The 18,535-nt window shown below is 60.5% G+C and carries 13 protein-coding genes; 8 read left to right on the forward strand and 5 right to left on the reverse strand.

Going from position 1 to position 18,535, the window contains the following annotated elements; genetic code table 11:
* Positions 1 to 61 precede the first annotated feature (61 nt).
* The 8 genes from MUN82_RS11835 to MUN82_RS11870 all read left to right on the forward strand — a co-directional run bounded on the left by MUN82_RS11835 (position 62) and on the right by MUN82_RS11870 (position 9,525).
* Positions 62 to 319: a hypothetical protein gene (locus tag MUN82_RS11835; protein ID WP_245090527.1), complete on the forward strand. Its 258-nt coding sequence runs from the start codon at positions 62 to 64 to the stop codon at positions 317 to 319.
* Between the two features lie 448 nt (positions 320 to 767).
* On the forward strand, positions 768 to 1,874 hold the full coding sequence (locus tag MUN82_RS11840) for a sulfatase-like hydrolase/transferase (protein WP_245090529.1): 1,107 nt from the start codon (positions 768 to 770) through the stop codon (positions 1,872 to 1,874).
* A gap of 217 nt (positions 1,875 to 2,091) precedes the next feature.
* Positions 2,092 to 3,357 carry an alkaline phosphatase family protein gene (locus tag MUN82_RS11845; RefSeq protein WP_245090531.1) on the forward strand — a complete coding sequence of 422 codons (1,266 nt, stop codon included), beginning with the start codon at positions 2,092 to 2,094 and terminating at the stop codon, positions 3,355 to 3,357.
* A 486-nt stretch (positions 3,358 to 3,843) separates the two neighbouring features.
* A complete protein-coding gene (locus MUN82_RS11850; protein WP_245090533.1) occupies positions 3,844 to 5,574 on the forward strand; it encodes a bifunctional lysophospholipid acyltransferase family protein/GNAT family N-acetyltransferase in 1,731 nt (576 codons plus the stop codon).
* A 224-nt stretch (positions 5,575 to 5,798) separates the two neighbouring features.
* Positions 5,799 to 5,990 carry a hypothetical protein gene (locus MUN82_RS11855; protein ID WP_245090536.1) on the forward strand — a complete coding sequence of 64 codons (192 nt, stop codon included), beginning with the start codon at positions 5,799 to 5,801 and terminating at the stop codon, positions 5,988 to 5,990.
* On the forward strand, positions 5,987 to 6,844 hold the full coding sequence (locus MUN82_RS11860; RefSeq protein ID WP_245090538.1) for a UDP-2,3-diacylglucosamine diphosphatase: 858 nt from the start codon (positions 5,987 to 5,989) through the stop codon (positions 6,842 to 6,844). Before MUN82_RS11855 ends, MUN82_RS11860 begins: the two co-directional genes overlap by 4 nt.
* 47 nt (positions 6,845 to 6,891) lie before the next feature.
* Positions 6,892 to 7,914 (forward strand): glycosyltransferase family protein, encoded by a 1,023-nt coding sequence (locus MUN82_RS11865; protein WP_245090540.1) that lies wholly within the window; start codon positions 6,892 to 6,894, stop codon positions 7,912 to 7,914.
* Between the two features lie 165 nt (positions 7,915 to 8,079).
* Positions 8,080 to 9,525, forward strand: coding sequence for a GH1 family beta-glucosidase (locus tag MUN82_RS11870; protein ID WP_245090542.1), 1,446 nt, complete (start codon positions 8,080 to 8,082; stop codon positions 9,523 to 9,525).
* A 133-nt stretch (positions 9,526 to 9,658) separates the two neighbouring features.
* On the opposite strand, the gene MUN82_RS11875 is transcribed toward MUN82_RS11870, so the two are convergent.
* The 5 genes from MUN82_RS11875 to MUN82_RS11895 form a co-directional block, all read right to left on the reverse strand.
* Positions 9,659 to 11,272 (reverse strand): RagB/SusD family nutrient uptake outer membrane protein, encoded by a 1,614-nt coding sequence (locus MUN82_RS11875; RefSeq protein WP_245090544.1) that lies wholly within the window; start codon positions 11,270 to 11,272, stop codon positions 9,659 to 9,661.
* A 12-nt stretch (positions 11,273 to 11,284) separates the two neighbouring features.
* Entirely contained in the window at positions 11,285 to 14,578 is a 3,294-nt protein-coding gene (locus tag MUN82_RS11880) for a SusC/RagA family TonB-linked outer membrane protein (RefSeq protein ID WP_245090546.1), read from the reverse strand.
* 83 nt (positions 14,579 to 14,661) lie between these two features.
* Complete coding sequence (locus MUN82_RS11885; protein WP_245090548.1) at positions 14,662 to 15,621, reverse strand: FecR family protein; 960 nt, start codon at positions 15,619 to 15,621, stop codon at positions 14,662 to 14,664.
* Between the two features lie 108 nt (positions 15,622 to 15,729).
* On the reverse strand, positions 15,730 to 17,385 hold the full coding sequence (gene pafA / locus MUN82_RS11890) for an alkaline phosphatase PafA (protein WP_245090551.1): 1,656 nt from the start codon (positions 17,383 to 17,385) through the stop codon (positions 15,730 to 15,732).
* 257 nt (positions 17,386 to 17,642) lie between these two features.
* Positions 17,643 to 18,191, reverse strand: coding sequence for an RNA polymerase sigma factor (locus tag MUN82_RS11895; protein ID WP_245090554.1), 549 nt, complete (start codon positions 18,189 to 18,191; stop codon positions 17,643 to 17,645).
* Between the last annotated feature and the right edge of the window lie 344 nt (positions 18,192 to 18,535).

Below are 18,535 nucleotides of genomic sequence, written 5' to 3' on the forward strand. Positions count from 1 at the left end.
CGTAGTACTTACTACCCCACAGCACTATTCCTGATCGACTCCTCCTAATCACCCAAAAACTATGATTCTTGCTCCGTTTGCTTTCCTACCGCCCTCCTTGCAGCAGCAAGTGGCCGGCTCGCTGCGTGCCGAAGTAGATGCCCATACAAGCGCCACCGATGCAGCCATTGACTGGATAGAGCTGCTGAAAACTGTGAATCCGGTGTTGCGCTGGAGCCCTGCCAGCAATAGCCTAGAGCTATCCGACGACAGCCGGCAGCAGTTGCTGCACGTTGCCGTGCCTAGCTTGCCTATTTCCCGGGTTGCTTCGGAGAAATGAGTTGGTAGCGAACCGGGCAAGCTCTGCTTTTGCCTTCTTTTGTACAGGCCTTGTGTGTTTGCTATAGGCAAACACACAAGGCCTGATTTGTTAACAAAGACACAACCACACCACAACGCTTTCGCGCAGAAGAAAGGACAAATTTGCGGGCTGAATCAGTTGGCTGTTGCAGCACACCGGCTTGCAGGCCTACTACAATTACCACCGCATTAGCCTTGGTTACCGGCGGCACGGGCACTGACAGTAGCGGCTGCATGCCCTGCTATTTCGCTACCCTACCTCCGAGTGCAGCGCCAACACAATCAACTACGAAGCTGCTTTAGAGCAACAGTTCGGTGGGAACGACGATATTAACGGCGTGATGTACTTGCTGAAGTAGTTGTATGGGAGCTATTAGTCCTTGTTCAACGAAAAGCCAGCAGCTAACAGCCAAGTTCGGCAGCCTCTCATGCACCTAACCCGCTCCTTTCTTCCCCTACTCCTCAGCCTGGGCCTGACTGTTGCTGTCCACGCCCAAACACCCCAGCATCGCACCGAAAATGTGGTGCTGGTAACCCTGGACGGTATGCGCTGGCAGGAGGTATTTGGCGGGGCCGATACCAGCCTGTTTCGCCAAAGCAAGCACTACTACGCCAACCGCGCCGACCTGCAACAGCAGTTCGGGCAGGGCACGGCCGCCCAGCGCCGGCAGGTTCTCATGCCCTTTTTGTGGGGCACCGTGGCCAAGCAGGGCCAGCTTTACGGCAACCGCGAGGCCGGCAGCCAGGTGAACGTGACCAACAATCAGTGGTTTTCCTACCCCGGCTACAACGAAATCCTGACCGGCGCCGCCGACAACGCCCGCATTCACAGCAACAACCCACTACCCAACCCCAACGTGTCGGTGCTGGAGTGGCTTAGTCAGCAGTCGGCGTTTCGCGGCAAGGTAGCGGCGTTTGGCTCTTGGGACGTGTTTCCGGCCATTCTCAACGCCAAACGCAGCGGCCTGCCCGTGAATGCCGGCATGGACCCCGTGCCCGGTCCCGGCCTCTCGCCCCAAGAAGCGCTGCTGAATGAGATGCTGCCCGTCACACCTAGTCCCTTCGGCACCGAGCGCCTCGACTCGTTCACTGACCAGTACGCCCTGGCCTACCTCAAGCGTAAGAAGCCGCGGGTGCTCTACATCGGCTTCGGCGACACTGATGAGTTTGCGCACGCCGGCGAGTACGGCGCCTACCTGCACGCCGCCCACTACACCGATGCGTTCTTGCGCCAGCTTTGGGCCTACCTGCAAACCGACCCGCAGTACCGCGGCAAAACCACCCTGCTCATCACCACCGACCACGGCCGCGGGGCCGCTGCCAACAGCAAATGGCGCGACCACGGCGCCGATGTGCCTGGCGCCGACCAGATCTGGCTGGCCGCCCTCGGCCCCGACACGCCCGCTACCGGCGAGGCTCGCACCGGCCAGCTCTACCAGAACCAGGTAGCCGCCACCCTGGCCCGCTTGCTGGGCCTCACCTACGCCCCTACCCCCGCCACCGGCAAGCCCGTAGGGGCCGTGACGGGGAAGTAGAAACACAATATGTTGTGTTTCGTCGTTGCTGACGTTTGCCTTTGCATAATTAACTAGCATCACTGCAAGTCGTTCAACGACAAGACACAACATATTGTGTCTCTACTGCCACTACCACTCCCCACAGCAGACCATCATTGTCTGGCTCCCCCTCTCCTGTTGAGGAGAGGGGCCGGGGGTGAGGCGCCCCGCCAGCATGACTTTCACCAGCACCCGCATGAAATCCTACCCTTTTCTCTTCCTCGCCCTCCTGCTGACCTACGTGGCGCCCGCGCAGCAGCGCGCCCGCAAGGTGGTGTTCATCATTGCCGACGGCATTCCGGCCGATGTTCTTGAAAAAGCGCCCACGCCCAACATTCGCAAGCTGATAGCGGCCGGCACCTACCTGCGTGCCCACGTGGGCGGCGACCAGGGCACCTACACCGAAACGCCAACCATCTCGGCGCCTGGCTACAACGACCTGCTCACCGGCACCTGGGGCTACAAGCACAACGTGTGGGACAACGACATTAAAGCGCCCAACTATCAGTATAAAACCATTTTCCGCCTGCTGAAAGACCAGCGCCCTACCAGTAAAACCGCCGTCTTCTCTACCTGGCTCGACAACCGCACCAAGCTGCTCGGCGACGGCCTGGCCGCCACCGGCAACCTGCACCTCGACTACCACGCCGACGGCTACGAGCTGGACACCGTCGCCTACCCTCACGACAAGCAGAGCCAGTACATTCACGCCATTGATGAGCGGGTGGTGCAGGAAGCCACGAAAACGCTGGCCATCAACGCACCCGACCTCTCCTGGGTGTACCTGGAGTATACCGACGACATGGGCCACCGCCACGGCGACAGTCCTGAGCAGCAACAGGCTATTGCCTACCTCGACGCGCAAGTGGGCCGCCTCTGGGAAGCCGTGCAGACCCGCCAGCAACAGCACAAGGAAGACTGGCTGCTGGTGCTCACCACCGACCACGGCCGCGACCCGAACACTGGCCGCCACCACGGCGGCCAATCGGCGCGGGAGCGGGCTACTTGGATGGTACTCAGCACGAAGGATGTGAATACTTACGCCCGCCAGCAGCAGCCGGTAGGTATTGTGGATATTCTGCCAACTGTCGCCCGCTACCTGCGGCTTTCCCTACCCCAAGCCGCGCAGCGAGAGCTAGACGGTGTGCCGCTCCTCGGCTCCGTGTCGCTGGCCCAGCCGCAGGTGCAGGCCGCTGGCGACAGTCTGCGCATCACGTGGAAAGCCCTAGGGGCAAAAGCGGAAAAAGTGAAGGTATGGCTTACCCCCACCAACAACTTCCAGACCGGCGGGCAAGATGCCTACACCCTGCTGGGCACCGCGCCGCTAGGGCAGCAGTCCTTGCTTGTCAGCCGGAAGCAATACCCCAGCGAGTTCTACAAGATAGTGCTTGAAGGCAAGCACAACACCGTGAACCGCTGGCTAACCAACGAGAAGCCCGGCCCAAAGGCGCAGAAGAAGTAGACGTTTGCTGCTTGCGCCGCTTAGTTCATAAGGCAGCTACTGTAGTGGCTCGGCAATACCCCTCTCAACCTCACCCAGGTGTCCATGCCATTCATTACTCCTAAGCTACCAGCGCATCCTGGCCCTACTCAACTGGCGCACGCAGCGTATCTGAAATAGCTACTTATATACAAAGTCAGCAGAAATAGTCCAGCGCGCCCCCGATCTGCGCATTCACCTAATCACAAACATTGGAGACAAGGCCATGCCTATGGCCTGGATTTTTTGCCGGTACCACGCAGCACAGCTGTGGCAAGTGTAGTTGAACGAAATCAAGCGTGCGACCAGAAAATATAACAATTCCGTAAAGGCTGGCACATACCTAAGTAATCCTGAAAGAAGAAGTTTGAGGTAGCTCCAAGCAGCTGCTCGCCAATGGGATACCCAGCGTCGCTGAGCGTCCTGCCGGGCGAGCAGCTGCTTCATTTTTTTCACGGATTTGTGTTGATGGAATTATCTTCTGGCTTACCGCTGCCCCTACCCTCCGCCCGCCTGCTACGCCTGCGCCGGGTAGCGTTTCCGTTGCTGCGCCAGCTAGCCCAGCTGCGCCAGTTGCAGCGTCTGTACAAGGAGGTAGAAAACTGCTCGGGCCTGGAGTTTGTGGCGGCGGTGCTCACGCAGCTGCGCATTGAAGTGCGCGTGGAAGCCGCGGAGCTACGTCGCGTGCCCACCACGGGTGCCTTTGTGGCCGTAGCCAACCACCCCAGCGGCCTGCTCGATGGCCTGGTGCTGCTGCATGTACTGGGCAAGGTGCGCCCCGAGCTGCGGGCCGTGGCCAACGAAGCCCTGGCCCCCCTACTAGCCCAACTCCACGACCAGCTCGTGCTGGTGAAGCCCGACGCGGGCGAGTTTCAGCGCAACGTGCCCAGTGTGCGGAAGCTGCTGCGGTTTCTGCAAAATGATGTGCCCCTGCTGTTGTTTCCAGCGGGCGCGGTGGCTCACCGTACTACACCCTTCGGGACGGTAGCAGAGCCGGAATGGAACCCAACGGCCGAGCGCCTGCTACTAGCAGCCCACGTGCCCGTGCTGCCTATTTGGGTGAGTGGTCAGAATAGCCTGTCGTTTAGCTGGCTGGGCCTGCTGCACCCCTTGCTGCGCACGTTGCGCCTACCCGCCGAGCTGCTCAACAAGCAGGGCACCACGGTACACGTGCGTCTGGGCCGCCCATTGCTCCCTACGGAGCAGCAGCGTTTTGCGCCGACTGAACTACTACCTTTCCTGAAAGCGCAGGTACACGCTCTGGGTTCGGCCGCGGTGTCAGCCAGTGTGGCCCTACCCTGCGCCCAGCCCGTGGTAGCCGAAACCTGCGCCATCTTGATTGCCCAGGAGCTAGCTGCCCTGCGCCCCAAACGACGTGTGCTGGTAAGCGGCTCATGGGAAGTGTACGTGGCCAAAAGTCGCGAAATCCCCAACGTACTCCGCGAGATTGGCCGGCTGCGCGAGCTGACGTTTCGGGAAATTGGGGAAGGCACCCAACAGCCCACCGACCTCGACTCCTACGACACTTACTACCGCCACCTGTTTCTCTACGACCGGCGGGCGGGCCGCTTGGTAGGAGCCTACCGCGTGGGGCCAGGCCGCAACATTCTGCACCAGCACGGCCGGCGCGGGTTCTACCTGCACTCATTGTTTCGGCTGAAGAAAGGGTTGAAGCCCCTGCTGAGCGAGTCGCTGGAATTGGGCCGCTCCTTTGTGCGGCCCGAGTACCAGCAGCAACCCTTACCCTTACTGCTGCTCTGGAAAGGCATTGCTGCCTACCTCACGGCTCACCCCGAGTACCGCTACCTAATTGGCCCCGTGAGTATTAGTAACCGTTTCTCACCGGTATCGAAAGCGGTGATGGTGGATTTCATCCGGCGGCATTGTTTCGATGAGGAACTGGCTGCCCACGTGCGACCCCGCAAGCAGTTCCGCTACCGCCCCCTCGCCGGCGACACTGACACAACGGCTACCCTGCAACAGGGCCTCGACAGCGTGGAAGCGCTGAACCACCTGATTGGGGCACTGGAACCCAGCGGCCTGGGCGTGCCGGTGCTACTACGGCACTACATCCGTCAGAACGCCCGCTTCGTGGGCTTCAACCTCGACCCCGCGTTCAGCAATGTCCTCGATGGCTTCGTAGTCCTCGACGCCTACGACCTGCCCGACCGTACTCAGCGGCTACTGGAGCGGGGGTAGCGCGTGCGGGCACCTCACCCCCGGCCCCCTCTCCTCGGGGAGAGGGGGAGCCGAACGATTTTCTATCATCCATCAATGACCTCCCCCCCCAGCCCCCTCTCCTCAGGGAGAGGGGGCTGGGGGGGGAGGTGCTCCCTACCAGAACTTGACACAACCGTAACGCCCTCATAACACCTAAGTCATAGTAGAACAGGACCTTTGAGTTGAATCAACGGACTGACGCTATGCATGCTCCCACCACGATTCCGCTCCTGCGCCGGCTACTGAGCTGGCTGGGCTATGTGCTGTTCCAGCTGGTGCTGGTGGTACTCTACGGCCTGCACCTCATTCGGGCCTTCCGCTCGCCGTTTCGGGCCAACGAGCTGCCGCCCCGCCAACTGCGCCCCCGTTTCTGGTCCCGACCTGCCATCGGATGAGCAAGGCCACGCCCCGCCGCCGACTCGATGTAGTCGTTATTTCTGATGTGCACCTGGGCACCTACGGCTGCCACGCCACCGAGCTGCTGCGCTATCTGCGCAGCGTGCGGCCCAAGGTGCTGGTACTCAATGGCGACATTGTCGACATCTGGCAATTCAGCAAAAACTACTGGCCTCCGGCGCACATGCGCGTGGTGCGCCACCTGACGGGCTTGCTGGCCAAGGGCACCCGCATTCACTACCTCACCGGCAACCACGACGAGCTGCTGCGCCGCTTTGCCGGCACTCGCCTCGGGGCGCTTTCCATTGCGAATAAGGTGGTGCTGGATCTGCCCCACGGAAAAACCTGGCTGTTTCACGGCGACGTGTTCGACGTGACCATGCGCCACGCCCGCTGGCTGGCGCGGCTGGGCGCCCACGGCTACGACACGCTGATTTTGCTGAATCGTCTGGTCAATTTTCTGCTGGCGAAGGTAGGGCGGCCGCGGGTGGCCTTGTCGAAGGCGGTGAAAAACCGGGTGAAGGGCGCTGTGAGCCTAATGGGCGACTTTGAGCAAACCGCCGCCACCATTGCCGCCGATGCGGGTTACCGTTACGTGGCCTGCGGGCATATTCATCAGCCTACTATCAAGCCCATACCGACGGAGGGCGGCGAGGTAGTGTATCTCAACTCCGGCGACTGGGTGGAGAATTTGACGGCGCTGGAATACACCACCGACACCGGTTGGCAGCTCTACCACTACGCCACCGACCCCCTTATGCAACTCCCGGCCCTCCCCGACCCCGATGACCTCGACACAGACGACACTCGGCTTACGAGCCTACTGGCTGAATTCAATATTCCTCAGGGGTAGGAAGTTGCTTCGTCAGCTTCTTACCTCTTGAAAATCAACACGCTTCTATGCCCCGCATTCTTTACGCTATCCAGGGAACCGGCAATGGTCATTTGAGTCGTTCCCTGGATATCGTGCCCCTGTTGCAAGAACGCGCCAGCCACCTCGATGTGCTGGTAAGCGGACCTGCCACCGATATTTCCCTACCCTTCCCGGTGCAGTACCGCTGCCACGGCATGGGCTTCATCTTCGGCAAAAAAGGCGGTATCAACTTCGCCAAAACATTCTGGCAGCTGAACTCAGCGGCCTTCGTGCGCGAAATACGCTCGCTGCCGCTGGATAAGTACGATTTGATTATCAGCGACTTCGAGCCGGTCTCGGCGTGGGCGTGCCGGCTGCACCACCGGCCATGCGTGGCCCTGAGTCACCAGAGTGCCGTGTTGCACCCCGCCGCGCCCCGCCCCAAGCGCCCCGATCCGGTGGGTAGGGCGGTGCTGCGGCACTACGCGCCCGCTACGGCGCACTATGGCTTTCATTTTGCGGCGTATGCACCCGGCATTCACACGCCCGTTATCCGGCGGCAGGTGCGGGAGCTGGTGCCCGAGCAACGCGAGCACTACACAGTGTACCTGCCTGCTTTCGAGGAAGAATTGTTGGTAACCAGGTTGCGCTACCTGAGCCGGACGGTACGTTGGGAGGTGTTTTCGAAACACAGCACCCGCGAGGCCGAGTACGGCAACGTACGCGTGCGCCCCGTGAGCGGCGCGGCTTTCACCAACAGCATGGCGCAAAGCGCAGGTGTGCTCTGCGGCGCCGGCTTCGAAACGCCTGCCGAGGCCTTGTACCTGGGGAAGAAGCTGCTGGTGGTGCCCATGAAAAACCAGTACGAGCAAGCCTGCAACGCCGCCGCGCTGGCGAAGATGGGCGTACCCGTCGTCAAAAACCTGAAGGACAAGCACCTCGACGCGCTCGACCACTGGCTGCTCCAGGGCCGCGCCATACCCGTGCACTACCCAGACGAAACTGGCCACATTCTGGATACCTTGCTCCAGGAGCACGCGCCCGTGTCTACGCCCACTATCTTTATTTAACAGCCAGAATGTCGCCTGCCGGTCCGACGCCTACGGCGTCGGACCAGTTACCGCCTGCCTTCGTTGATAGCCATCAGCACGCAGCTCGTTCAACGGCAACCAGTCAGGTGCCTGCGGAGTCGGACTGATAGGCGGCATTCTGGCTGTCTTCTTATTGTTCTTTCCATGAGTACCCTACCTGCCGCCTTCTTTCCGCCTACTGCCCCGCCACTCTACTCTCGCCCCGACTTTGGACCGGATTTTCAGTGGGGTGTGTCGACGGCGGCCTACCAGATAGAAGGCAGCTGGAATGCCGAGGACAAGGGTTGGAGCATTTGGGACGCGTTTGTGCGTGGCCGCCGCGCCATCAAAGGCCGCGAAACCGCTGATGTAGCCTGTGATTTCTACCAGCGCTGGCCCACGGACCTGGACATCATGCAGCAGTTGGGTATTCCCAATTTTCGCTTCTCAGCGGCGTGGTCGCGGGTGCTGCCAGCAGGTACTGGTCCCGTAAACCCGAAAGGCCTAGACTTCTACGACCGGCTGGTGGATGGCTGCTTGGCCCGCGGCATCGTGCCCTGGCTCACGGTGTATCACTGGGATTTGCCGCTGGCCTTGCAGCAGCAGGGCGGCTGGACCAACCGCGCCGTAGTCGGCTGGCTAGCCGACTACGCGCAAGTGCTAGCCCGCCGCCTCGGCGACCGGGTGCAGCATTGGATGGTGCTCAACGAGCCCATGGTATTTACCGGGGCGGGGCATTTGTTGGGCATTCATGCACCGGGCCGTCGCAGCTTGGGCGCGTTTTTGGCCGCTACCCATCACGCCACGTTGGCGCAGGCCGAAGGGGGCCGGGCACTGCGAGCGGCCCTACCCGCTTCCGCCCACATTGGCACTACCTTCTCGTGCTCCTATCTCACGCCCTGGCGGCCAGGCCTACCCCGCGACGAGCGCGCTACCCGCCGCGCCGACGCCATCCTGAACCGCCTGTTCGTGGAGCCTACCCTGGGCCTGGGCTACCCCACCGCCGAGGCGCCCTTGCTCAACCGCTTGGAACGTTACATGCAGCCCGGCGACGAGAACCGCCTACCCTTTGCGTTCGACTTCTGGGGAGTGCAGAATTACACGCGGGAGGTAGTCCGCCATTCGCCCTACGTGCCGCTGCTGTGGGCCAACCTGGTAGGCGCCGCCCGGCGCGGGGTGCCCTACACCCAAATGGGCTGGGAGGTATTCCCCGAGAGCCTCTACCACATGCTCCGGCAGTTTAGCGCATATCCGCAGGCCCCGCGTCTCCTGGTCACCGAAAACGGCGCGGCCTTCCCCGATATAGTCACTTCTGATAAGCAAGTGCACGACGTAGCTCGCCAGGCCTACCTGCAAGCCTGCATTGGACAGATGTTGCGGGCACGGCGCGAAGGCGTGCCCGTGGAGGGCTACTTCGCGTGGTCTTTCACCGACAACTTTGAGTGGGCCGAAGGCTACGAGCCGCGCTTCGGGTTGGTGCACATCGACTATGCCACCCAGCAGCGCACTATAAAAGACTCAGGCTGGTGGTACCAGCAACTGCTAGCGGGCGAAACGATCAGCACTATGCCCCTCTTCAGTAGCGCCGCGGAGCAGCCATCTGTTTGCTGAGCGTTCTGCGTGAAAGGAGTTGCTGGTAACTCTTCCAAACAAAAAGCCCCGACGTTGCAGTGTCGGGGCCTTTTTGTTTAGAAGCTGTTCAGGTAGCTACGCACTGATACTGTGTCTATACTACGAAACCTGGTTAGTAGCCAGGATTTTGCTTCAACTGACCATTCAGCGTCAACTCAGTGGTAGGAATGGGGTAGATGCGGCGGTACGTGTCGGCGTTGGTTTTCATGCCCTGGCCCCACACCGATTCCCACTTACCAAAGCGAATTAGGTCGTTGCGGCGCCAGCCTTCCCAGGCCATTTCGCGGCTGCGTTCCTCAAAAAGGCTCGACAGATCAACCGTGGTGAGGGCAGGCACTTGAGCACGGGTGCGGATTTGGTTTACCAAGTCCTTGGCCGTGGCGCCGTCGGGGTCCTGGCCGCCGCGCAGGATGGCTTCAGCTTTCATCAAGAGCACGTCGGCGTAACGGAACAGCACGAGGTCGTTGCCCTGGTCCCGGGAGGTAGAGGACTTGTCGGGGTAGTACTTGATGTTGCGCGTACCCTGGGCTTTGCCTAGCTCGTCGTTGCCGACGTCGAACTTGGCCCCATCACGGAACGTGAGGCGGTCCGACAGCTCCAAGTGGTAGCTGATAGCGGCGTTGCCATCGGCGCCGGTGTAGCGCGAGTCGAGGCCTTTCTTGGTGGTGGCAATCAGCACGGGTGTGCGGCCGTCGCTGAGGTACTGCTTGCCGGCCAACCACTGCTGGTTGCGGGTGTCGGTGGGCTCTTTGTAGAGGGCGTAAAACTCGGGCCAGGTCAGGCTGGCGTTGCTGGGCGTGAAGAGCAAACCGAACTTGTCGCGCATCTGCTGATGTAAGGCAAAACGCGACATCATGTTACCCTGGGCCAAGTTGGCATCGAAGGGCACAGCAAAGATGATTTCCGCTACTTGCGGACCATTTTCCACCGCAAACACATCCATGTAGTTGGCAGCCAAGCTATGCTTCCTACCCTTGATGATGGCGTTGCACGCCGTAATGGCCTCGGTGTAGCGCGGCTGCCCAATATACACCTCGGCATTGAGGTAGAGCTTAGCCAGCAGAGCCTGGGCCGTGCTCTGGGTAGGGCGCCCATAGGTCTGGGCCGACACGGTGGCCGACAGGTTGGGTAGGGCCGCCTTCAGCTCGCTTTCGATGTAGGCAAATACCTGCTGACGGGTGGCATTCGTCGGTTGCTCGGTGCTGCCAAACTCCGGCACCAGCGGAATGTTGCCGTACAAGTCCATCATCTGGTAGTAGTACAGGGCGCGCATGGTGCGCAGCTCGGCCGTAAACTGTGTTTTGAAATCCCCATCGGCCGTATTTTGGAACAAGGCCAGCGTGCGGTTGCAGGTGCTGATGCCACTGAACCCCCAGTCCCAGGCGGCGCGAACGAACTCGTTTTGCGGGTTCCAGGTGTGCAGGCTGAGCTGCTGGTAGCGGGCGCCGTCGTAGTAGTTGCCGTTGCGGGCCACAATCACGGCCTCGTCGGTGCTGAGTTCCTGCAGGTTCCAGTAGGCCTTGGCCACTTCGCCGCGCATCTGGCTGTATACCGGCCCCGAGGCGGCAATAAACTGCTCGGGCGTGGTGAGGAAGTTGTCGGGCGTGTACTCCGACTCAATGGGCGCATTGAGGTCGGTGCAGCCGGCCGAGAGCAGCAAGGCCGCGAGGGCGCCAGCGAGGGGTAGGAAACGGGTAGGGCGTGGTGTATAAGTAGAGAAAGACATGGCGGTAGCGGCTTAGAATTCCAGGTTCACGCCCAGCACGTAGGAGCGGGTTTTGGGGTAGAAGTTGTTGTTGTCGAGGCCGGGCGTGAGGCCGCCCAGGTTCATCTCCGGGTCGATGCCGCGGTACTTGGTGATGGTGAACAGGTTCTGGCTGGTCAGGTACACGCGGGCGCGCTTCACGTACTCGTTTTTGATGGGCAGATTGTAGCCCATCGTCACGTTGTCGAGGCGTAGGTAGGCGCCGCTTTCCAGGTAGCGGTCGGAGTAGTAGTTGGCGCGGTTGTCGTTGTAGGGCTCATTCAGGGAGAAGACGGGCAGGTTGTTGGCCGTCGATTGAGCCGGGATGTTCTGGTTGGCCAGCGTCGCGTTCAGAATTTTATTACCCGTCACGCCCCGCAGGAAGAAGTTGAGGTCCAGCCCTTTCCAGCTCACCGTGTTGCTCACCCCGTAAAGCAGGGTAGGTTGGGCATTGCCCTGGTAGCGGTAGTCGGCGAGGGTAGGCGAACCGGTGGTAGTGCCGTCGGCTTTATAGAACAGCGACAGACCTGCTTCGTCGCGCCCTGCGTACTCCGGCAGAAAGAACTGCCCAATGGGGTAGCCCGTTTTCACTACCTGCGTAGAAATGCCGCTCTGCCCCGAGCCGCCGGGGTAGGCGGTATACACTTGGTCAAGGCGGAACTGGTCGTTGGCGAGCTTCTCTACCTTGTTCACGTTGTGGGCCAAGTTGCCACTCACGTTCCACTGAAAATCAGCAGTTTGTACCGGCGTTGCGTTCAAGGTTAGCTCCAGGCCGCGGTTGCTGATTTCGCCCACGTTGGCGTAGAGCGTGTTCACAAAGTACTGCGTCGTCGATACCGGGTAATTCCAGATCAGGTCGGAGGTGCGCTTGTCGTAGTATTCCACCGTGCCGCTGAGCCGGTTGTTCAACACCCCGAAATCCAGGCCCACGTTCAGCATGGCCGTCGATTCCCACTTCAAATCCGGGTTGGGGTTTTGCGTCGGGCCGATGGCTTTGATGAAGCTGCCATTATAGTAGAACGTCCCCACGCTGCTGTAGCGCTGTGTGGCAATCAGCGGGTCGAAGCCCAGGGAGTTGCCCGTGATGCCGTAGCCCACGCGCAGCTTCAGCTCATTGAGCTTGCTTTGACCCGCCATGAAGTCTTCGCGGGCGATGTTCCAGGCCAGCGAGGCCGCCGGAAACGTGCCCCAGCGGTTGTTCACCCCAAATGCCGACGACCCATCGCGCCGCACCGACACTTGCAAAAAGTAACGGTCCTTGAGGCCATAATTCACGCGGGAGTACAACGAAATCAAGCGCAGGGTAGAGATGCCCAAACTGTAGCCGGCAATGGCCGCGTCGTAGTTGGGCGTCACGCCGTTGGGGTTGCCCAGGCCCAAGTTATTGTAGCCCAACTGGTCCGATACAAAGCCGCGGGTATCCGTCTGGAAACCGTCGCCGTTTTTGTCTTCCTGCCACGAGTAGCCCACCAGCAGTTTCAGGTCGTGCGTGGCGTTGTTGAGCGGGTTATAAGTCAGGTAGTTTTCTAGAATCTTACGCGTGTTTTCCAGGCTGTAGCGCCGGGCGAGGCCCTTGGCGGCCAGGCCGGTCACGTTGTTGGCGTTCGGCACCGGCGACTCCCGGCTTTGGTAGGCCCCACCCTTCACCGACTCATTTTGCATGCTTAGGCTGAGCGTGTTGGTGAGCTTGGGTAGGATGGTGAGCTGGGCGCTGGCGTTGCCAAGCAGGGTATTGATTTTGCGCTCCTCACTGTTCTGGTTCAGCAGCGCTACTGGGTTGTAGTACTGCGTGCGGGTCAGGTTCTCCTTGTAGGTGCCGTCGGGGTTTTGGATATTGGTGGTAGGCAAATGGTTGAACATGTTGCGGTACACCAAGTCCGAAATCAGGTTCTGCTTGAGCAAGGAGTTGGTCAGCGTGAAGCGCAGTTGCAGCTTGTCCTTCAGCGTCTTCTGATCGAGGTTGATCTTGCCGATGATCCGCTCGCTGTCCGACGTCTTCATCACGCCCTGGCGCTTGAAGTAATTGACGCTGGCGTTGAACGCCGACTTCTCGGAGCCACCTCCGTAGCTAATGGTGTGGTTGTGGCTGATGCCGGTGCGCATCACTTCCTTCTGCCAGTTGGTGTTGGTGCCCTCGTCGTTGTCGGCGGGGCTGAGGCTCTTGCCGTTGGCCTCCAGGTAGCCGCGCAGCTGGTCGCCCGAGAGCATGTCAATAGTGTTCGACACCTGCTCCACACCCACGTAGCCGCTATACGACACGGCCGCGCTGGGCTTCTGCCGCCGCGTAGTGATGATGATAACGCCGTTGGCCGCCCGCGCCCCATAAATAGCCGTGGCCGAGGCATCTTTCAAGACATCAATACTCACAATATCGTCGGGCGCTACCAGGTTAATAGAGGCCGCCGGCACGCCGTCAATCACGTAAAACGGCTCTTGCGCCTGCCCCGTGCGCAACGACGACGCCCCGCGCAGCACCACCGAGGGCGTCGCGTTGGGGTCGCCGCTACGGGTGATGTTCAGGCCGGCCACTTTGCCTTGCAGCACTTGGTCGGGAGTAGCCACCACGCCGCGGTTGAACTCGCGCGGGTCGACGTTGGTGATGGAGCTGGTCACCTCGCCCTTTTTGGCCGAACCGTAGCCAATCACCACCACATCGTTGAGCACCTTGTTGTCCTCAGCCAGCGTTACATCGATGCTGGTTTGGTCACCTACTGTCACCTCTTTGGCCACGTAGCCCATAAAGGAGAACACCAGCGTCGTGGCTTCCTCGGGCACTACTAAGGCGTAGCGGCCTTCAGCATCCGTCACGGTGCCAGTGGTGGTGCCCTTGGCCAGCACCGTTACGCCGGGTAGGGCCGCGCCCGAACGGGCATCCGTGATTTTGCCTTTCACCTCGCGCGCCGTTTTGCTTGGGGTGGCCGGTGCTTTTGGGGTAGTGTCGGGTTTCAGGATGATGACGCCCTGCGTTTCCTCCAGGTGCAGGGGCGTGCGGCGCGTCATCTGGCGGATGATGTCGCCTACCTTAGCCGCCCGAAACTCGGCCGCTTCCACGCGGGCCTGCTGCACGTCGCGGGTTTCATATACAATGTTGACGCCGGTTTCGCGCTGGAGGCGCTGCAACGCCGTGGCCAACGACCCCGCCGGCACGGCGAAATAGGCCACTTCGGCGTTGGCTTTCTGGGCAAACCCCAAGTGGGGAAGCGTGGTAGTAGCCCCCAACAGGGCGCCCGTGAGCAGTAGCCGGCGGCCGCGCTGTCGGCAGTACGTCAAGAAGTCGAGATGTAGCATAGAGGGTCGGTTTTGGGCAAGGCGTGGCCCAGCAGGCGGTGTGCCTGGGGTGAAAGCAGGAAAAGGGATGCGGACGGGCGGCCTTACTCTACCCGGTAGGTAGTGGCCGAAAGCTTGGTGATGCGCAAGTGGTAGCGTTGCAAAAGCACGTTGAGCACGTCGGTAATCTGGTCGGCAGAAAGCTTGGAATCAAGTGTACCCGAGAGGGCAACAGCCGGCACCTCGGGCTGCACCTGAAACTGAACGGGGTAGTAGTTTTCCAGCAGCAGCAGGATTTCGGGCAAGGAGGCTTGCGCAAACGTCAGCAGCTGGCTGGTAGGCAGGGCGTCGGTGTACTCGTTGTGGGTGACTGTGCGTTGCTGATTAGTTGAGTTATATACAAGCTGATCGTGCGGATGCAACACGCCCAGCACGGTATTCTGGCGGGCTACCTGCACCCGGCCGGTGCGCACCAGCACGGTGGTAGCCGGAAGCTGGGGATAGGCCTTCACCAGGAAGGACGTGCCCAGCACCTTCACCGCCACTTTCCCCGTGCGCACCACAAAGGGCTGCTCAGGTCTTTTCGTGACGGCAAAAAACGCTTCGCCCCGCAGTTGCACGTCGCGCACAGCCCCAAAGCGGGTCGCACACGTCAGCTCCGAGCGTGGCCGCAGCCACACGTGGCTGCTGTCGGGCAGCACCACTTCGCGCTGCTCCCCTACCCCCGTGGCGTAGCGCAGCTCGTCCGGTGCCGAGCGACACAGCCACCAGCCAGCGCCCAACAGTAGCAACGGCACCAGCACCGCCGCCACCCGCAGGGCCGGCCACAGCGGAAAGACCCGAGCCGCCGGCTGAGTGCGGGCCTGGATTCCCGCCAGAATCCGTGCCCGCCGTGCCGCCTCTGCCTCCGGGTTGATGAGCGCGTCATCGTCGGGGGTAGCAGCTACCAGCGCATCCAGCCACTGCTCTCGTTGCTGCTCGGCTTGTTGCGAAGTGAGGCGGCTTCGTAGGTAGCGTTGCAGGCGAGAAGGCAGACGACGGAAGCGGGAATCTGAGGGCTTCATAGGAGAGTTGCACAAGCCCGCAGCAGTAACCATCCGCCAAGCTCGATGTAACGAAAACGTAATACTGTGCTGGTGGTGGACCTCACCAGAACGATAGGACAGAACTTACTACCGGCGTTTTTTAGTGGATTTAGAACTCAGTACCTCCACGATAGGCTCGCCGGTGCAGGCGCTGGGCAGCTTGCTTTCCACCAGCATAGCAGCTGTGGGGGCAATATCCGTGATGGTGTGCGGCTCGTAGCTGACACCGGGCGTGATGCCGGCTCCGAACCACAGCAGGGGCACGTGGCTGTCGTAGAGGTAGCCCGAGCCGTGGGTGGCTCCTACCCCTAGCTCCCAGGTCCAGCCCGGTTCCAGCTCAAAGCGCACGTCACCGAAACGCTTGTAGTAGAGACCATTCTGGAGTTTTTCTTCGAGGAAGGCGCCGGTGCTGCTGGTAAGGAGCTGCGTGGTCGTGTTTACCTGGGCAATACCGTCTTGGTCGCGGAGGTAGTCGGCCAAGAGGTCCTGCACGCGGGCCAATTCCAACTTGCGGCTGGCAATGAGCGGCCGGTTGAGGTAGTACATGTTGTTGCGCTCCGTCTCAATCCACTGGCCCGGCCCTAACTGCTGGGTGAGATAGGCGGCCGCGCCCTGGTTGAGGGTGGCGTGGTGCTGTGCACCGCTGGGTGCGTGGTGCTGAGCCAGGTATTTGGGTACTTCGCTGGCGCCGTGGTCGGCGGTCAGGAAGATGGTGTAGTTGCCCTTGCCCACGGTTTTGTCGAGGGCTTGCAGCAGGCGCGCAATTTCCAGGTCGAGGCGCAGGTACAGGTCGTTTTCTTCCTTGGATAGCGGCCCGAAAGTATGACCCACGGCATCGGGGCTGGAATAGCTGATGGCTAGCAGATCGGACACGTCGTCACGGCCCAAATCAGTGTTGGCGAGAGCAGCCAACGCCAGGTCAGTGAGCAGGTTGTCGCCGAAGGGCGAGACGTTGACCGTCTCATAGGCCGGCGGGTTCTGGGGCGCCAACTTGCCTAGCTCATAGGGAAAAGTAGCGGCCGTTTTGCCTTTGAATATCTTTTCGTAGGCGTTGGAATCGGCCACGCTGTTGAGGTAGGCTTCGGGGCCGCGCAAGGGCGTCCAGGTTTGCTGGCGGTAGTAGTCGGCCTTTTTCTGGGCGTTGAAATCGACTACCCACTTCGGTAGCGCCTGCATGTAGTAGGTGCTGGAAATGAAGTTGCCAGTATTGATGTCGAACCAGAAAGCGCCATCGGCCATGTGCCCGGCTGGCAGCGCCGACGCCCGGTCTTTCAACGACAGCGCAATGACCTTGCTGCGGCCATTGGATACCATTTTCATCTCGTCACCGAGGGTAGTACTCAACTGGTTGCGCGCCGATACGCCCATGCTCTTGGTGGTAGTACCCACTAGCTGCACGGTGGTATCGTCGGTGCAGTACACATCGTGGCGCAGGCGTCGGTCGTACCAGGAGTTGCCCACAATGCCGTGGTAGCGGGGCGTGGTGCCCGTGTACACCGAGGAGTGGCCGGGTCCCGTCACCGTGGGAATGTAGTTGTAGTGAGTGTTGCGGCACTCAAACCCCTCGCGCAGGAGGCGTTTGAAGCCGTCGTTGCCCATCTGGTCGAGGTAGCGGGGTAGGTAGTCGGCCCGCATCTGGTCGACCATAATGCCCACCATCAGCTTAGGCTTTTTGGTGCCCTGGGCGAGCAAAGCGGGGGCGCTACCCAGCAGGAGCGCAGAAAGCAGTAATTTTCGTAACATACACAGGATAAGGCACTACTGCGCACTCAATGGCCACGCAGGCACCAAAGCAGGAAAGGAAGAAAAACGCGCAGCACCAATACTGTCGCCGGCTATCTGCCATCGAAAGCAGACAACCCTATGCGCCGCCTAGGCAGATGGTAGGTGGCGGGCTGATTGCTTTCCCGGCCGGGGCTGCCACCTACACCTACCTAGTTGCAGACCTCGGACTTTTCAACTATCCCCTACCCTCGATTTAACGAAGAGGTAACATAGGGTTAGCTCAACAGCTTCACCAGGTAGGGAGAAAGCTTATGCAAAGCGCTGTTCATCTGGTTGCGCACGGTTTGCTCGGAAGTGGCAAAGCGCTCCGCAATTTCCTTCACCGAAAAATCGTGGAGCATGCTTAGCAGAAACACTTCTTTCTCTTTGGGCGGTAGCGCCTGAGCCCGCGCCTGCACGGCGGCCAGCGTATCGTGGCTCACGAGATGCTTCAGGGTAAGCTCGGTGCTGGCTTCCTGTGCGGCACCGAAGTGCTGCAAGTGTCGGCTGCGGATGTCGGCGTCGCGGAAACGGGTGAGGATTTTCTTGCGCAACGCTCCTAGCAGGTAGCTTTGAGCATTGGTTTGCACGTGCAGTTGCGCGCGGTTGGCCCACAGGTCGCAGAACAGCTCCTGGGTGATATCCTCAGCATCGGGGGCGTGGCGCAACACCTTATAGGCGTACCGATACAACTCCCGCCAGTGCGCCTCAAACAGCTGCTCGAAGGCCTGGTAGTCGTTGGCGCGGATTCGCTCCAGTAGCTCAAGTAGGGTATCAGTAGCCACAGCGCATTCTTTGCGCCAAAGGTAGAAGCCCAAGCGTGCGATGAGAGGGGCGACAAGCAGATATCACACAGCCTTTACGGTTCGGTAACACGCCCGTAACACAGCCAAAACGGAGCGCTAGGGCCGATAACCGTTGGTAACAATTACTTGATAATGGCGAAATCTACACGACACAACGCGGGCCTTCCTTTGTGCCGTCCAAAGACTTGCCGGAGCTTATCGGCAGCGAACAGCCACTGCATAACTGCTCCTGCCTCACATAGCGCTTGATTGATAAAGCACTACTACACAGCTTTATGCAATTAATGTAAACACGAATTCTACTGGAGGTTTTCGCTGGTTCA

The organism is Hymenobacter aerilatus (assembly GCF_022921095.1).
Taxonomy (GTDB): domain Bacteria; phylum Bacteroidota; class Bacteroidia; order Cytophagales; family Hymenobacteraceae; genus Hymenobacter; species Hymenobacter aerilatus.

Bases quoted from the DNA above. Each gene is read 5' to 3' on its own strand.
- MUN82_RS11850 (WP_245090533.1), top strand. From the start codon at position 3,844: ATGGAATTATCTTCTGGCTTACCGCTGCCCCTACCCTCCGCCCGCCTG.
- MUN82_RS11845 (WP_245090531.1), top strand. From the start codon at position 2,092: ATGAAATCCTACCCTTTTCTCTTCCTCGCCCTCCTGCTGACCTACGTG.
- MUN82_RS11875 (WP_245090544.1), bottom strand. From the start codon at position 11,272: ATGTCTTTCTCTACTTATACACCACGCCCTACCCGTTTCCTACCCCTC.
- MUN82_RS11855 (WP_245090536.1), top strand. From the start codon at position 5,799: ATGCATGCTCCCACCACGATTCCGCTCCTGCGCCGGCTACTGAGCTGG.
- MUN82_RS11880 (WP_245090546.1), bottom strand. From the start codon at position 14,578: ATGCTACATCTCGACTTCTTGACGTACTGCCGACAGCGCGGCCGCCGG.
- MUN82_RS11835 (WP_245090527.1), top strand. From the start codon at position 62: ATGATTCTTGCTCCGTTTGCTTTCCTACCGCCCTCCTTGCAGCAGCAA.
- MUN82_RS11840 (WP_245090529.1), top strand. From the start codon at position 768: ATGCACCTAACCCGCTCCTTTCTTCCCCTACTCCTCAGCCTGGGCCTG.
- MUN82_RS11865 (WP_245090540.1), top strand. From the start codon at position 6,892: ATGCCCCGCATTCTTTACGCTATCCAGGGAACCGGCAATGGTCATTTG.
- MUN82_RS11870 (WP_245090542.1), top strand. From the start codon at position 8,080: ATGAGTACCCTACCTGCCGCCTTCTTTCCGCCTACTGCCCCGCCACTC.
- MUN82_RS11860 (WP_245090538.1), top strand. From the start codon at position 5,987: ATGAGCAAGGCCACGCCCCGCCGCCGACTCGATGTAGTCGTTATTTCT.
- MUN82_RS11885 (WP_245090548.1), bottom strand. From the start codon at position 15,621: ATGAAGCCCTCAGATTCCCGCTTCCGTCGTCTGCCTTCTCGCCTGCAA.
- pafA (WP_245090551.1), bottom strand. From the start codon at position 17,385: ATGTTACGAAAATTACTGCTTTCTGCGCTCCTGCTGGGTAGCGCCCCC.